Origin of the sequence: Halarchaeum rubridurum, assembly GCF_014647115.1 — an archaeon.
In the GTDB taxonomy this organism is placed as follows: Archaea; Halobacteriota; Halobacteria; order Halobacteriales; family Halobacteriaceae; genus Halarchaeum; species Halarchaeum rubridurum.
Genome location: NZ_BMOO01000002.1, coordinates 427,634 through 442,263 on the forward strand (window position 1 = coordinate 427,634; position 14,630 = coordinate 442,263).

General features: G+C 70.6%; 16 protein-coding genes. 3 read left to right on the forward strand and 13 right to left on the reverse strand.

Annotated elements, in window-relative coordinates; all coding sequences use genetic code 11:
* Positions 1-125 precede the first annotated feature (125 nt).
* Positions 126-725: a TetR/AcrR family transcriptional regulator gene (locus IEX84_RS05525; RefSeq protein ID WP_188870663.1), complete on the forward strand. Its 600-nt coding sequence runs from the start codon at positions 126-128 to the stop codon at positions 723-725.
* A gap of 157 nt (positions 726-882) precedes the next feature.
* Here the strand turns inward: IEX84_RS05525 and IEX84_RS05530 are convergent, their stop codons facing one another.
* From IEX84_RS05530 to glpR, 9 genes are all read right to left on the reverse strand, one after another.
* The gene (locus tag IEX84_RS05530) at positions 883-1,806 is read right to left on the reverse strand and encodes a sulfide-dependent adenosine diphosphate thiazole synthase (RefSeq protein ID WP_188870665.1); all 924 of its coding nucleotides are present in this window, start codon (positions 1,804-1,806) and stop codon (positions 883-885) included.
* A 250-nt stretch (positions 1,807-2,056) separates the two neighbouring features.
* The gene (gene fba / locus IEX84_RS05535) at positions 2,057-3,049 is read right to left on the reverse strand and encodes a class II fructose-bisphosphate aldolase (protein WP_188870667.1); all 993 of its coding nucleotides are present in this window, start codon (positions 3,047-3,049) and stop codon (positions 2,057-2,059) included.
* Positions 3,050-3,139: 90 nt separating this feature from the next.
* A complete protein-coding gene (locus IEX84_RS05540) occupies positions 3,140-3,643 on the reverse strand; it encodes a PTS fructose transporter subunit IIB (protein WP_188870669.1) in 504 nt (167 codons plus the stop codon).
* A 3-nt stretch (positions 3,644-3,646) separates the two neighbouring features.
* Positions 3,647-5,335, reverse strand: a complete 1,689-nt coding sequence (ptsP, locus tag IEX84_RS05545) for a phosphoenolpyruvate--protein phosphotransferase (protein WP_188870671.1) — start codon at positions 5,333-5,335, stop codon at positions 3,647-3,649.
* A gap of 2 nt (positions 5,336-5,337) precedes the next feature.
* Positions 5,338-5,616: an HPr family phosphocarrier protein gene (locus IEX84_RS05550; protein WP_188870673.1), complete on the reverse strand. Its 279-nt coding sequence runs from the start codon at positions 5,614-5,616 to the stop codon at positions 5,338-5,340.
* A gap of 1 nt (position 5,617) precedes the next feature.
* Positions 5,618-6,082, reverse strand: coding sequence for a PTS sugar transporter subunit IIA (locus IEX84_RS05555; protein WP_188870675.1), 465 nt, complete (start codon positions 6,080-6,082; stop codon positions 5,618-5,620).
* A 59-nt stretch (positions 6,083-6,141) separates the two neighbouring features.
* The gene (locus tag IEX84_RS05560; RefSeq protein WP_188870677.1) at positions 6,142-7,251 is read right to left on the reverse strand and encodes a PTS fructose transporter subunit IIC; all 1,110 of its coding nucleotides are present in this window, start codon (positions 7,249-7,251) and stop codon (positions 6,142-6,144) included.
* Positions 7,252-7,328: 77 nt separating this feature from the next.
* The gene (gene pfkB, locus IEX84_RS05565; RefSeq protein ID WP_188870679.1) at positions 7,329-8,237 is read right to left on the reverse strand and encodes a 1-phosphofructokinase; all 909 of its coding nucleotides are present in this window, start codon (positions 8,235-8,237) and stop codon (positions 7,329-7,331) included.
* Positions 8,234-8,995, reverse strand: a complete 762-nt coding sequence (gene glpR / locus IEX84_RS05570; protein WP_188870681.1) for an HTH-type transcriptional regulator GlpR — start codon at positions 8,993-8,995, stop codon at positions 8,234-8,236. The genes pfkB and glpR overlap by 4 nt, the downstream gene beginning before the upstream one ends.
* A 165-nt stretch (positions 8,996-9,160) precedes the next feature.
* Here glpR and eif1A point away from each other — a divergent pair, with 165 nt between their 5' ends.
* Together eif1A and IEX84_RS05580 are read left to right on the forward strand one after the other, a co-directional pair.
* On the forward strand, positions 9,161-9,445 hold the full coding sequence (gene eif1A, locus IEX84_RS05575) for a translation initiation factor eIF-1A (RefSeq protein ID WP_188870683.1): 285 nt from the start codon (positions 9,161-9,163) through the stop codon (positions 9,443-9,445).
* 151 nt (positions 9,446-9,596) lie between these two features.
* On the forward strand, positions 9,597-10,382 hold the full coding sequence (locus IEX84_RS05580; RefSeq protein WP_188870685.1) for an HpcH/HpaI aldolase family protein: 786 nt from the start codon (positions 9,597-9,599) through the stop codon (positions 10,380-10,382).
* A gap of 6 nt (positions 10,383-10,388) precedes the next feature.
* Here IEX84_RS05580 and IEX84_RS05585 read toward each other — a convergent pair whose 3' ends face one another.
* The 4 genes from IEX84_RS05585 to IEX84_RS05600 form a co-directional block, all read right to left on the reverse strand.
* Positions 10,389-11,603, reverse strand: coding sequence for an MFS transporter (locus IEX84_RS05585; protein WP_229732313.1), 1,215 nt, complete (start codon positions 11,601-11,603; stop codon positions 10,389-10,391).
* A 78-nt stretch (positions 11,604-11,681) separates the two neighbouring features.
* The gene (locus IEX84_RS05590; RefSeq protein WP_188870689.1) at positions 11,682-12,653 is read right to left on the reverse strand and encodes an amino acid kinase family protein; all 972 of its coding nucleotides are present in this window, start codon (positions 12,651-12,653) and stop codon (positions 11,682-11,684) included.
* 114 nt (positions 12,654-12,767) lie between these two features.
* Positions 12,768-13,172 carry a disulfide bond formation protein B gene (locus IEX84_RS05595; protein ID WP_188870691.1) on the reverse strand — a complete coding sequence of 135 codons (405 nt, stop codon included), beginning with the start codon at positions 13,170-13,172 and terminating at the stop codon, positions 12,768-12,770.
* A gap of 45 nt (positions 13,173-13,217) precedes the next feature.
* A complete protein-coding gene (locus IEX84_RS05600) occupies positions 13,218-14,522 on the reverse strand; it encodes an MFS transporter (RefSeq protein ID WP_229732314.1) in 1,305 nt (434 codons plus the stop codon).
* Positions 14,523-14,630: the final 108 nt, after the last annotated feature.

Here is a 14,630-nt window from a genome sequence, read left to right on the forward strand (position 1 = left end):
CACGCCGCACCGCCCGCACACCACCCCGTGCCGGCCACCGCGCCGTGCCCGCTCGTCGCCCGCGACCGCCGTCGTCGGGCGTCGAACCGACGCACCCAAACCCCCCGCGACCCCACGTACTACTAATGGCCGACACGCCGACGGATCGGGAGCGCACGGACGTCGAGGAGGCCATCATGGAAGCGACCTACCGCGCGCTCCGCGAACACGGGTACGCCGACCTCACGATGCGCGCCATCGCCGAGGAGTACGGGAAGACGACGGCGGCCATCCACTACCACTACGACACGAAGGACGACCTGCTCGTCGCCTTCCTCGCGTACCTCCTCGATAAGTTCCTCGATCACGTCCGCGAAATCGAGACCGACGACCCTGAGGACCGCCTCGGCGACCTCCTTGACGGGCTCCTCATCGAACGCGAGGACGACTACGACCTCATCTGCGCGCTCCTCGAAATGCGCGCGCAGGCGCCCTACCACGACGCCATCCGCGAGCAGCTCGTCCGGAACGACGAGTACATCCGCGACGTCTTCCGCGCCGTCATCGCCGACGGCATCGAGCGGGGGGTCTTCCGCGACGACGTCGACCCGGACACCGTCGCCTCGGCGCTCATCACCATCGTGAAGGGCGCGCGCACCCGATACGTCGTCCTCGCCGACCCCGACGTTCTCCGCGTGGCGCGCGACGTCGCCGACGCGTACGTCGCGGGCGTCCTCGAAGCCTGACGGGGCGTCGCCGTTCGCGTCAACGTGCTCCCTCCGGGAACACGCCGCTCGCGTGTCGTTTCGCGCCGCTCACTCCCGCTCGCCTGAACGCGGTCGCTCCGCGACGCGTTGCTCACGGCGTCGCCGTTCGCGTCAACGTGATCCCTCCGGGATCACGCTAGTCGTCAGCGGGCGAGGCCGACGCCCCCGGCATGTCGACGCTCGGTGCGTCGACGCCGAGCTCGTCGATGGCGGTTTGGGCGGCGCGCTTGCCCGAGAGGAGCATCGCGCCGAACGTCGGGCCCATCCGCGTGAGCCCGTGCGTCGTCGCCGTCGAGAGCCCGCAGGTGAGGAGGCCGTCGTGGACCTTGCCCGTATATTCGACGACCTTGTCCTCGGAGTCCGCGACCCACATCGAGTCGTGGCCGGGGGAGTCGTGGCCGGGCGCGCCGTACTCGCCCTCCTCGGTGGTGTCCATCCCCGTCGCCTCCGTCTCGTCGATGCCGGGCGCGTCGACGACGCCGCGCTCCTGAAGTTTCGAGACGACGACGGCGTCGTGGCCCGTCGCGTCGATGACGATGTCCGACTCGACGGCGATGGGGTCGACGCAGGTCAGCTCGCGCGGGAGCGCGTGTATCGGCGACCAGTTCATCACGATGCCCGACACCTCGTGGTCCTCGCGGACGACGACGTCCGTGAACTCCGTCATGTTCTGGACCTTCGCGCCGGCGTCGCAGGCCGCGTGGATGAGCGCCGAGCACGCGTGCGGTCCGTCCGCGAGCTGGAGGCCGTCCGCCTCCTCCGCCTCCTCGTAGGGGACGCCGAGTTCGTCGAGGACGCGCTGGGCGGGCTCGCGGACGGTGAGCTTGTTCATCAGGAAACCCCCGAGCCAGAACCCACCGCCGAGGTAGTTGTTCTTCTCGACGACCATCACGTCGACGCCGCGCTCCGCGAGCTCCTTCGCGCACGTGAGCCCCGAGGGGCCGCCGCCGACGATTATCGCCTCCGTGTCCGTGTAGTCGAGGAACTCGTCGCCCCACGAGCGGGCGATGGCGTTCGTGACCTGTGCCTCCGTCGCGTCGCTGAAGCCGCTGAACGACATACCACCTAGTGTTACAACCGACTACTTAGAGATGGCGGTGCGCGAGCGGGGTCGGCTCGACCGCCGGGCGCGCCGCTGTCCGGGGTCGCGGGCGGAGAGACGGATGGAGAGAAACGGGGGAGCGCGGCGGGGGGCGGGCGGACGGTGGAACGAGGAGAGAGAGCGAGAGGACGGTGGGACGAGAAGAGAGAACAGGCGGAGAGCGAGAAGAACCGAACCCGAGACGTGCGAGAACGGAGAGCTGTGGGCGTTACGCGTAGCGGCTCTGCCCGGCGCTCCCGGCAAGTTCGGCGAGGTCGGCGTGGACGTCCGCGATGCGCTCGCGGATGTCCCGGCCCGCGACGCGCGGGTCGAAGACGTCCTTGTTCGGCGACCAGTCGGCGTCCTCGAAGAAGGTGTCGCGGCTGTCCGGGACGCCCTCCGGCGGGACGAGTTCGTCCGTGTGCGCCCGGTAGAGGTCGAAGGCCGTCCGCGTGTACTCGTACTGGTAGCGCGTGTCCTTGTTCATCTTGCAGATGCCGTACTGCATCATCTCCTCGACCTGCGAGGGCTGGAGGCCCGAGGAGCCGTGGAGGACGAGCGGCGTGTCGAGGCCGTGGTCGCGCAGCGCGTCCTCGATGTCGCGCGCGAGGTCGGGGCGGAGTTCGAGGTCCTTGCCCTTCGCCACGCCGTGCTGGGTGCCGACGGCGATGGCGAGCAGGTCGCAGCCCGTGCGCTCGACGAACTCGACGGCCTGCTCGGGGTCGGTGTAGAAGGCCTCGTCGGCCTCGATGCCGTCCTCGACGCCCTTGATTTGGCCGAGCTCGGCCTCGACGAGGACGTCCGAGCCCTTCTCCTCGGCCATCTCGACGACGCGCTTCGAGCGCGCGACGTTCTCCTCGAACTCCTCGTGGCTCGCGTCGATCATGATGGAGGAGGGGATGTCGAGGTCCATCTGCGCCTCGATGAACGCCATGTCCGTCTGGTGGTCCATGTTGAGGAAGACGCCGATGTCGCGCTGCTCGGCCATCACCTCGATGTAGTTCCCCATCGCCTTCAGGCCCGCCACCTCGTCGCCGTCGCCGGCGAACCGACAGGCTCCGGCGCTCATCTGGACGAGGAGGTCCGAGTCGACGCGCTCGGCCCCCTCCAGCAGTCCCAGGAGCACGTTCGGTTCCGCGACGTTGCTCGCGACGAGACCGAAGCCGTCCTCCAGTCCGTCTGCGTACACCTTCGAGAGTTCGTCGCCGCCGTAGAAGCCCATTGTGTTACCTCGTGCGGGTGGTTCTCCGCCACCCGTATAATTGACACGGAAAAACGCAGACCCGAGCAGAAACGAAAACTCCGATGCGAGTTAGCCCGTAATCCACCGGCGGAGCCGGCGGAAGATGCCCTTCTCCGGGTCGCCGCCGCGCTTCGTCGGTTCGTCCGTCTCGGCGTCCGACTCCGCATCCGCGTCCGCGTCCACGGCCGGCGTCCGGTCCGTGTCCACGCTCGTCGTCCCGCTCGCCGTCCCGGCGACGCCGCCCTCGCTGATGATGCCGGACTCGCCCGCTTTCGCGGCTGCGACGGCGCGCTCTATCATCTCGCCCGCGCGGTTGACGCCCGCCTTCACGGACCCCTGCACGACCGGCTTCCCCTCGAAGCGGTCCGTCTGGACGGCCGTGTCCGCCGTGATGATGACGGCGTCCGCCGCCGCGATGTCGTCGGCGGTGAGTTCGTTCTCCGCGCCCATGGCCCCCTGGACCTCGACTTCGATTTCGTGGCCCATCCCCTCCGCCGTCGTTTCGAGGTTCTCGGCCGCCATCTGGCTGTGTGCGATACCCGTCGGACAACTCGTGACTGCGACTAGCTTCATACGTTACGTTAGGAGGTCCGTCACTTCGTCTTTACTGGCAGCGGCGAGCGCGCGCTCCGCGAGCGCCGTCGCCGCCTCCGTGTCGATCTCCGCGACGCGTGCCTTCACCGCCGGCACCGTCACCGCGCTCATCGAGAGCTCGGTCAGCCCGAGGCCGACGAGCAACTCGGTCAGCTCGGGGTCGCCGGCCATCTCGCCGCACATCCCCACCCAGACGTCCGTCCCCTCGGCCGCGCGCGCCGCCGCGTCGATGGCGCGCAACACCGCCGGCTGGCGGAAGTCGCCGAGGTCCGCGACGGCGTCGTTGCCGCGCTCGGCCGCCATCACGTACTGCGCGAGGTCGTTCGTTCCGATGCTGAAGAAATCAACGTGCGGGACGAACGCGTCCGCCATGAACGCCGCCGCGGGCGTCTCGATCATCACGCCGAACTCCGGGCGCTCCGCGTCGACGCCCTCGTCCCGGAGGTCGTCGACGACCCCTTCGAGGACGGTCTCGGCCGCTTCGATCTCCTCCACGGTGGCGACGAGGGGGAGCATCACCGCGAGGCTCCCGACGTCGGTGTCCGCGTCCGCGCGCAGGAGCGCGCGCAGTTGCGTCTCGAAGAGGTCCGCGTCCGGCCCGAGCGAGCGCCGGATGCCGCGCTCGCCGAGGAAGGGGTTCTCTTCCGCGGGCAGGTCGAGGTACGGGACGGGCTTGTCGCCTCCGACGTCGAGCGTCCGGACGACGACGCGCCCGTCGGGGAACGTCTCGATGGCCTCCCGATAGGCCGCGTACTGCTCGTCCTCGTCGGGGGCGTCATCGCGGTCGAGGAAGAGGAACTCGGTGCGAAAGAGCCCGACGCCGTCCGCGCCGCGCTCCGCCGCGGGGCCGAGTTCCGCCGGCGTTCCGACGTTCGCCGCGACCTCGATTTCGGTCCCGTCGACCGTCTCGACGGCCCCCTCGCGGACCGGGGCCGTCGCGTCCTCGCTCGCGGCCGCGACGGTGTCCTCGTCCGGGTCGACGACGACCTCGCCCGCGTCGCCGTCGACGACGACCGTCTCGCCGTCCGCGACGTCGTTCAGGGCCTCGCCGACGCCGACGACCGCGGGGATGGCGAGCGAGCGCGCGAATATCGCCGCGTGCGAGGTGCGACCGCCCGTGACGGTGGCGAAGCCCGCGACGCGCTCCGGGTCGAGCTGCGCCGTATCGCTCGGCGTGAGTCGTTCCGCGAACACCACCGACCCTTCGGGCAGCGCGGAGAGGTCGACGCGCTCGCCGTCCGTGAGGATGCGGAGGAGGCGGTCCCGGACGTCGCGGAGGTCGTCCGCGCGCTCGGCCATCTTCCCCTCCATCCCCGCGAACTGCTCGACGAACTCGTCGAAGGTCTCACGGACGGCGTGGGTCGCCGGGAGGCCGCCGTCGATGCGCTCCGCGACGCCGTCGGCGATCTGCGGGTCGGTGAGGAACTGGGCGTGCGCGTCGAAGACCGCGGCCTCGTCCTCGCCGACGCGCTCTGCCGTACGCTCGCGCTCCTCGTCGAGTTCGGCCTCCGCCTCGTCGCGGGCCGCCTCGAACGCCGCGAACTCCGCCTCGCCGTCGACGTCCTCGGGTGCCGGGGGCTCCGGGAGGTCGGCGTCCGGACGGTACCAGACGACGGTGCCAACGCCGGCGAGGGGCGTGACGTCGATACCCGCGAGTCGTCGCTCGCTCATGCCTACAGTTCGTCCTCCGGCGTCGAGAGGAGCGCTTCGAGGGCGTCGAGGGCGGCTTCGGCGTCCCCGCCCTCCGCGACGATGCGCAGTTTCTCACCGCCCGCGACGCCGAGGCCGGTGACGGCGAGCATCGACGACGCACTCACGAGGTCGTCGTCCGCCGCGCCCTCCGGGCCGACGGACACCTCGGCGTCGTACTCGTTCGCGGTCTCGACGAACAGCGAGGCGGGCCGGGCGTGGAGGCCCTCCTCGGGGACGACCTCGACGACGCGCTCGGGCATCTCAGGCCACCTCCTCGATGACTATCTCCTGGACGCGCTCGGGCGTCTCCGCCGCGTGGAGCTTCTCGCGGGTCTCCTCGTGGACGAGCGAGCGCGAGAGGCTGGAGAGTATCTGGAGGTGATCGTCGCTCGACGCCTCGGGCACGAGTATCATGAAGAAGAGCGTCGCGGGCTCGTCGTCCATCGCACCGAAGTCGACGCCCTCGCCCGAGCGCGTGAACGCGAGCGTCGGCTCGTCGACGCCCGCCGTCTTCGCGTGCGGGATGCCGATGCCCATCCCGACGCCCGTCGTGGACTCCTCCTCGCGCGCGAGGAGGTCGGCGAGCGCCTGCTCCCGGTCGGAGACGCGTCCGGCCGCGACGGCGAGGTCGAGGAGGTGTTCGATCACCGCTTCCTTCTCCGCCGGCGGCTCGTCGAGCGATATCAACTCGACGTCGATAAGCGACTTCAGTTCAGCTTCGTTCATCGTTTGTGAGTGTTGTTGCGCGAAGGGTAAGCGTTCCGCACTCGTTCAGTATCCGGTACTCAGACGTTGCCGACGCGCTCGTCGTACGCCGGCGTGATGGCGTACTCGATGACCGCGGTGACGACGGCACCGAGGACGAGACAGCCGAGGAAGAGGAACGGCTTGTTCGACAGCGGAATCACGAAGATGCCGCCGTGCGGGGCGGGCATCGTGACGCCGAGGCCCATCGCGGCGGCGCCCGCGACGGCCGAACCGGCGACGATGCCCGGGATGACGCGACCGGGGTCGGAGGCCCCGTAGGGGATGGCGCCCTCGGTGATGAAGGAGAGGCCGAGCGGGATGGCGTTCTTCGCGTTCTCGTACATCTCCGCCGGGTACTTCTCGGGGGCGACGAGGTTGGCGAGCGCCATGCCGAGCGGCGGCGTCATGCCCGCTATCATCACGGCCGCCATCGGCCCGTAGAGCTGTTCGCTGATGAGACCGGTGGCGAAGACGTACGCGACCTTGTTTATCGGACCGCCCATGTCGAAGGCCATCATCCCGCCGAGAATCGCGCCGACGAGGAGCGCCTGGCCGCCCTGCATGTCGCGGAGCCACGCGGTCAGCGCGGCGTTGAGGATGGAGACGGGGACGCCGACGACGAACAGCATCACGGGGAGGAGCACGAGCGTCGTCGCCACCGGGATGACGAGCACCGGCATCATCGGCTCGATGAAGCCGGGGACGTCGCGGCGCTTGAACCACAGCGCGACGTACCCCGTTATCAGGCCGGCGACGAGCGCGCCGAGGTAGCCGGCCCCCGCGGCACCACCCTGGATACCGATTATCGTCCCGGCCTCCTGCAGGACGTTCCCCTGCTGGATGAGGTACGAGAGGACGAACCCGGGGGCGAGTCCGGGCCTGTCGGCGATGGCGTACGAGATGTACGCGCCGAGAATCGGCACCATGATCGTGAGACCGATGCTCCCGACCTGCGCGAAGAACCACCCGAGGGTCCCCGTCGCCTCGAAGACGTTCGTGACGTCACCGAAGACGCTCGCCGACGCGTAGCCGAGCGCGAGGAATATCCCGCCGATGGTGACGAACGGGATCATGTGCGACACCCCGGTCATCAAGTCGTCCTTGATGGAGGTCAGGTAGTCCCGATACGCTGTGGTCAGATCTGCCATGGTCTGTCACGATAGTTGTTCGAGGGTGGTTAAAACCGTTCGGTTGTGCGCTCTTCTGCAGGTATTTGACCGACGCCCTACCGCCGCCGGACGCGCACGTCGTCGCGGACGGCCGCGATTCCGGTCACGTCGGGCACGCTCGTCCCCGCGACGCCGACGACGCGGGAGGCGACGGCGACGCCCTGCGCGAGCGCCGTCGCGTCGTCCGCGCCGTCGTCGTACGCCGCGAGCACGCCCGCAAGGAGCGAGTCGCCCGCCCCGACCGTGTCCACGACGTCGACGTCGAGGGCGTTCGCGACGAACGCCCCGTCGGGGCCGACGAGTACCGCGCCGTCGCCGCCCAGCGAGGCGACCACGCGCTCGTACCCCGTCTCGCGCAGCGCCTCCGCCGCCGCGATACAGTCCTCGACGCTTCCGGTCGCCATCCCCGTCGCGGCCGCGAGCTCCTCGCGGTTCGGCTTGCAGAGGGCGTACTCCTCGTCGAGCTCGGCGAGCAGCTCGCCGCCGACGTCGACGGTCGTCGCCCAGTCGCCCGCCGCCGCGAGCCGGTCGACGGCCCCGGGGCCGACGCCCGGCGGGAGGCTCCCGCCGACGACGAGCGACGGCGGCGCGAACTCGCGCACGCGCGAGAGCAAGTCGTCGACGGCCTCCGGGGTCACCCGCGGACCGTCCTGATTGACCTTGTACTCGCCGTCCGGCGCGAGAATCGTCTGATTGAGTCGCGTGGACTCCCCGACGGCGACGAACGCCGTCTCGAAGCCCGACTCGGCGAGCTCGTCCGCGAGCACCCGGCCGAACGGGTCGCCCAAGAATCCGCTCGCGGCCGTCTCGGTGTCGAGCGCGCGGAGGTACTGCGAGACGTTGATACCCTTCCCGCCCGCGTCGATGCGCGCGCCGTCCGTCCGGGCGACGGTCCCGGCGTCGAGCGGCTCGTCCAGTTCGACCGTGTAGTCGAGCGCGGGGTTCGGCGTGACCGTGAGAATCACGCCGTGACCTCCTCCGTCACGTGCACGCCCGCGGCGTCCAGCGTCTCCGCGAGCCGCTTCGGGAGCGCGGCGTCCGTGACGAGGTGATCGACGTCCGACAGGTCCGCGAACTGCACGAAACTGCGCTCGCCGACCTTCGAGCCGTCACAGACGAGCACGACCCGGTTCGCCTTCTGCACCATCAGCTCCTTCATCCGCGCCTCGTTCTCGTTCGGCGTCGTCAACCCCGCCTCGACGTCGAGGCCGTTCGTCCCGAGGAAGAGGAGGTCGAAGTTCGTTCGCTCCATGAACGATTCGGCGGTCGGGCCGACGAGCGCGCGCGTGCGACGCCGGAACGTCCCGCCGGTGAGCTTCACCTCCTCGACGCGGTCCCCGAGCTCGACGGCGAGCGGCGGCGAGTTCGTCACCGCGAGGAGGTCGTTCGGGACGCGTCGCGCCACCTCCGTCGTCGTCGTCCCCGCGTCGAAGAAGACGACTTCGGTGTCCGCGACCTCCTCGACGGCGCGCGCCGCGATGGCGCGCTTCGCCTCCAGGTTCTTGACCTCGCGCTCGTCGTACGACCGCTCGTTGGCGACCGACGTGGCCGGGAGCGCCCCGCCGTGGCTGCGCTCGATGAGTCCCTCCTCCGCGAGCGCCCGCAGGTCGCGCCGTATCGTCGCCTTCGAGTAGTCGAGTTCGTCCGCGAGCTCCGAGACGGACTGGCCGTCGTGCGTCGACACCAGTTCCACTATCTTCCGTTTTCTCGCTTCCGGTAGCATTGCTGGACGTGGTCTCTGTCGAGAGGAGACGCGCACCGCGTATAACTATTTATTTCCGGTCCTGTTCGTTTCCGCTCGAATCTGGGCGAAACGGTCCCCTCCGGGTCGCTCGCCGCCCGGTGACGAAGGGGAACCGTTTAACCGTGTCGCCGGCCTACTTCCTGTATGAGCGACAATCAGGGCCGACGGAACCTCCGGATGCCCGACGACAACCAGGTCTTCGCGGTCGTCACCGAGATGCTCGGTGGGAGCCGCGTGCAACTTCGCTGTGCGGACGGCAAAGAGCGGATGGGGCGTATCCCCGGCCGGATGAAGTTCCGGACGTGGATTCAGGAGGGCGACGTCGTCATCGCCGAACCGTGGGACTGGCAGGACGAGAAGGCGAACGTCGAGTGGCGCTACGACGACGACGCCGCCGAGCAGCTGCGCGAAGAAGGCCACATCCAGTAAGACCCGACCGGCGCCGTCCGCGCGGTGCTCTGATTCGGGGGGCGCGTTGCCGCGTTGTCGCGCCGCCGCGTTGCCGCGTTGCCGCGTTGTCGCGCCGCCGCGCCCGGTGCCGGCCCGGACGCTTTTGCTCGCGCCGCACTTCGCCACTGGCGTGGACCCGCGACACAACGCGCTCCGCCGAACGCTCGCTCGTGACGAGCCGGCGTTCGGCGTGCTCGACAACACGTACAGCCCCGCGGCCGTCGAGGTCGTCGGCGAACTCGGCTTCGACTTCGTCTGGATCGACCTCGAACACGGCGGGCCGAGCCCGTGGGACGCCGACGCGCTCGCCGACCTCCTGCGCGCGGCCGAGTTGACCGACACCGAACTCCTCGTCCGTATCCCGGAGGCGAACCCGTCGATGGTCCGCAAGGCCCTCGACGCGGGCGTGCGCAACGTCTTCCTCTCGCGCGTCGAGAGCGCCGCCGAGGTCCGCGACGCCCTCGCGGCCGCGAACTTCGAGTACGACGGCTCGCCGGGTCGTCGCGGCCTCGCCGGCCCCCGCTCGGCGCGCTACGGCCTCGCGGACGACTACGTCGGGACCGAGGACGAGGAAATCTGTCTCGGCGTGACGGTCGAGACCGTCGAGGCCGTCGAGAACATCGACGAGATACTCTCGGTGCCGGAGCTCGGTTTCGCCTTCCTCGGGCCGAACGACTTCTCCGTCGCGTACGGCTCGCCCGGCGATGTCGGCGACCCCGAGGTTCAGGCGGCCGTCGAGACGGTGCACGACGCCGCGCTCGCCCGCGACGTGACGCTCGGCGGACTCACCTTCGGGATGGACGACGTCGTCGAGAAGGTCGAACGAGACTACCAACTCCTCCACGTCGGCAGCACCCTCGGCGCGCTCACGAAGACGTTCGGTGACTGGCACGGCCGTTACGACGACGCGCGCTGAGACGCGTCAGCCCGCGACGCCGTCGTCCGGTACCTGCGTATGGACGACGAGCGCGGCGAGCACGCTGAGGCCGGCGGCGACGGCGAACGGGACGGCGAAGCCGGTGGCGCTGAGGGGGCCGGCGACGACGGGGCCGACGCCCGCACCGAGGCCGAACGCCGTCGTGAGCACGGAGAGGGTGGCGGCGTCGGTGCCGCCCGAGGCGTAGTCGCCGGCGAGCGCGAGCGCGGGCCCGAACGCCATCGCGGCACCGACGCCCTGGAGCGCGCGGAGGGCACCCAGCCCCCACGGCGTCGTGACGACCCCCTGGAGTAGGAGTGTCGGCGCGGTGACGAGGAGGCCGGCGACGACGAAGCGCTTGCGCCCGTGGCGGTCCGAGAGCCGACCGGCGAGCGGTTGCGTGCAGACGAAGGTGGCGACGAACGCGGCGAACTGCGCGCCGAAGGCCGCCGCGCCCTGCCCGAGGCGGGCGTTGACCGCGGGCTCGATGGCGGCGAAGAAGGCGATGCCGAGCGCGAGCACGAGGGTGGCGACGCCGAGGGCGAAGACGGGGTCGAGGCCGCCCGCGCCGTCCGTCACGGCGAACGCGACGTCCGTCGACGCCGCGGCGCTCGTGCTCGCGGGGTCGCGGACGAGCGCGAGGACGACGACGAACCCGACGGCGGCCGCGGCGGCGGCGACGTCGAAGGAGAGCGCGAACCCGCCGACGGTGTGCCCGAGGAGGGCGTAGGGGCCGCCGTCGACGAGGACGCCGGCGACGAGCGGGCCGACGCCGAAGCCGACGAGGCGGAGGGCGTTGAAGACGCCGAAGTTGACGCCGCGGTCCTCGGGCGTGCTGTACTCGTTGATGAGCGCGACGCTCGCGGTGACGGTGCAACCGACGCCGAGACCCTGGACCGCGCGCGCGGCGAACAGCCCGAGGTAGCTGTCGGCGGCGAGGAAGGCGAGGTCGGTGCCGACGAGGACGACGAGACCGGCGAGGACGAACGCGCGCCGGCGACCGAGCCGGTCCGAGAGCCGCCCGGCGGCCGGTTGGACCAGGGCGTCGAAGACCCCGAAGGCGGCGAGGACGACGCCGCTGAGGACGGCGACGGAGAACCCGAGCGTTCGCCCGCCGACGCCCCCGCTCGCGACGTAGAGCGGGAGGGCGACGATGAGGAGCGCGTTCCCGAACGAGTCGGCGAGGCGCGCGATTCCGAGCGCGACGACGCGCCGGTCCACCGTCACGCGTCCCCCCTCGCGGCGTGCATGGACGACCCTTCCGGGGCCGTCCACAAAGCCCCGCCGGAACCGACCCGCTCAGGCGGGCCGGACGGTCGTCCCCGCCTCGCCGTCGAGCGCCGCGGCGAGCGAGTCGGGGTCGGTGACGATAGCGCGCCCGCCCGTCTCGTCCACGAAGCGCGCACACGCGCCCACTTTCGGCCGCATGCTGCCGGCGGGGAACTCGTCGGCCTCGCGGAGCGCGCGGAGTTCGCCCGGCGTCGTCTCCCGAATCGGCGTCGGGTCGTCGCTCGCGTAGTCCTGGTACACCGCGTCGACGTCCGTGAGCATGACGACGGTGTCGGCGTCGACGACGTCCGCGACGAGACGCGTCGTGTGGTCCTTGTCGACGACGGCGGGAACGCCCTCGTACGCCTCTCTATCGCTGTCGCCGGTGGCCGCCTCGCTCGCGGCGTTCTCGTTCGCCGTCTCGTCGCGCGGGACGACCGGGACGCCGCCGCCGCCCCCGCAGACGACGGGGCCGGCCCGGTTCTCGACGAGCGCGGCGAGGTGGTCGGCTTCGAGGAGTTCGATTGGCTCCGGCGAGGCGACGACGCGCCGATAGCGCGTCCCCTCGCCGCCGCCGTGGACTTCGGACGTCTCGAAGGGCTTCTCGGCGGCCTCCGACGCCGTGTAGTAGGGACCGACGGGTTTGGCGGGGTCGTCGAAACCGGGGTCGTCGGGGTCGACGCGGACGCGCGTGACGACGGGGGCAGGCGGCCCGCCGAAGGCGTCGCCGAAGCCCGTCTGGAGGAGGTAGCCAACCTGGGCCTGCGTCTCGGCGACGAGGACGTCGAGGGGTTCGGCGTCGCCTTCGGACTGCTCCTCGGCGAGCAGCCGATTGCCGACCTGCGGGCCGTTGCCGTGCGTGAAGACGAGGTCGTGGCCGCGCTCGTGGAGCGGTTCGAGGGCGGCGCGCGTCTCGTCGATGCGCGCGCGCTGTTCGGCGACCGTCCCCTCACCGGAGCGGAGGAGGGCGTTCCCGCCGAGCGCGACGACGAAGCGGCTCATACCCGTCGTGGCGGGCGACGGCCGAAGGGCGTTGCGGCCGACGGGCCCCTCGCGTGCCCCGTGACACCACGGCGTCCGCAGTATCGACCCCACGCTGTCCGCAGAAATCGTCACTCAGGCGCGACGCCCGCGGACGGCGAGCGCGACCATGCAGACGGCGATGAGACAGAACGCGACGAGCGACTGGTTCGGGATGGTCACGGGGCGAACGTGGACGGCGGCGCACCCGCCGAAGGTGCAGGTGCCGCCCGCGACGACCTGGAGGTACGACTGGTAGGCGGCGAGGGCGATTCCGCCGGCACAAAAGGGGAGGACGAGGCGATAGACCCCGTCGTCGCCCGTGAGGAACGCGTACGCGAGGACGCCGACGAGCGGGTACATGAGGATTCGCTGGTACCAGCAGAGCTCGCAGGGCGGGTAGCCGAGGACGAGGCTGTACGTCAGGCTCCCGGCGGTGGCGACGGTGGCGAGGAGCGCCGCGACGGCGAGGAGGGTGCGCGAGCGGGGGCGTGCGGTCACACCGACCGTTCGGCGCGCACCCCTTTATCCGCTTTCGCTCGCGTCTCAGTCCGCGGCCGCGGGGTCGGCGTCGGCGCGGTCGCCGGACGGCCCGCGCTGGACGGTCTCGTCGACCTGCGAGTAGACGAGGAGGAAGCCGAGGAACGCCAGCACGGCCCCGAAGACGAACGGCGCGGCGTAGGACGTCCCGAACGGGAGCGTGAAACCGGCGAGGTAGCCGGCGGAGAGCGGGCCGATGGCGACGCCGAGCCCGAACGCCATCGTGAGGACGGAGAGCGTCGTCCCGGAGCTCCGGCCCTTGGCGATGTCGCCGGCGAGCGCCATCGCGGGCGCGAAGACGGCCGCGCCGGCGACGCCCTGGAGGAAGCGCGCCGCGACCATCCCGAGCGGCGTCGTGACGAACCCCTGCGCGAGCGTCGTGGGGACGAGCAACAGGAGGCCGGCGAGGATGAACGGTTTGCGGCCGTACTCGTCGCTCCAGGCGCCGATGGGGGCCTGCAGGAGGACCTGCGCGAGGACGAACGCGGCGAACTCGATGCCGAACCACGTCGCGTTTTGATCGAGTGTGGCGTTGATGTGGGTGGCGAGCGGTTCGAGGAGGGCGATGCCGACGGCCATGAAGACGGAGGCGACGCCGAGCGTGAAGACGGGGTCGAGGAGCTTGCCCTCGCGCTCGTGGTCGAGGACGGCGATGCTGAGGTCCTCGCCGGCCTCCTCGCCGAGCTCTTCGGGGTCGGGGTCGGAGACGAGCAGGTGGACGAGGACGGCGCCGACGAGCGAGGAGACCGTGGCGACGTAGAACGCGGACTCGAAGCCGGTAATCGACACCCCGAGGAGGGTGTACGGCCCGCCGGCGACGACGCCGCCGGCGACGACGGGACCGAGCCCGAAGCCGACCATCCGGAAGGTGTTGAAGACGCCCATCGAGCCGCCGCGTCCGGCGTCCGTGGAGAGTTCGTTCACGAGCGCGACGGTCGCGGGGACGGTGAGCGCGACGCCGACGCCCTGCGCGACGCGGATGAGCAGGACGGCGGCGTAGCTCCCGACGAGCGTGTAGACGAAGTTCGCCACCGTCAGGAGGAGCAACCCGGCGATGACGAAGACCTTCCGCCGACCGCTGCGGTCGGAGAGGTTGCCGGCGAACGGCTGGATGGCGCTGTTGAAGAAGCCGAACATCGAGAGGATGATTCCCGTGATGAGCGCGGGCGCGAGCCCGAACGTCCCGCCGGAGACGACGCCGCTGGCGATGTAGAGCGGGAGGACGACGATGAGGAAGGAGTTCCCCACCGAGTCGGCCATCCGCGCGAACGCGAGCGCGAGGATGCGCCTGTCGGTATCGAGGACGCCCACTATCGTCTCACCTCCGCGGTCGTGTCGGTGTATCTCTCGTCCATGGTAGATAGTAACTGAACGGTTAGTCAGTCGTACGAGAACCCTAGCCGCCGTCGCGTATAAGGG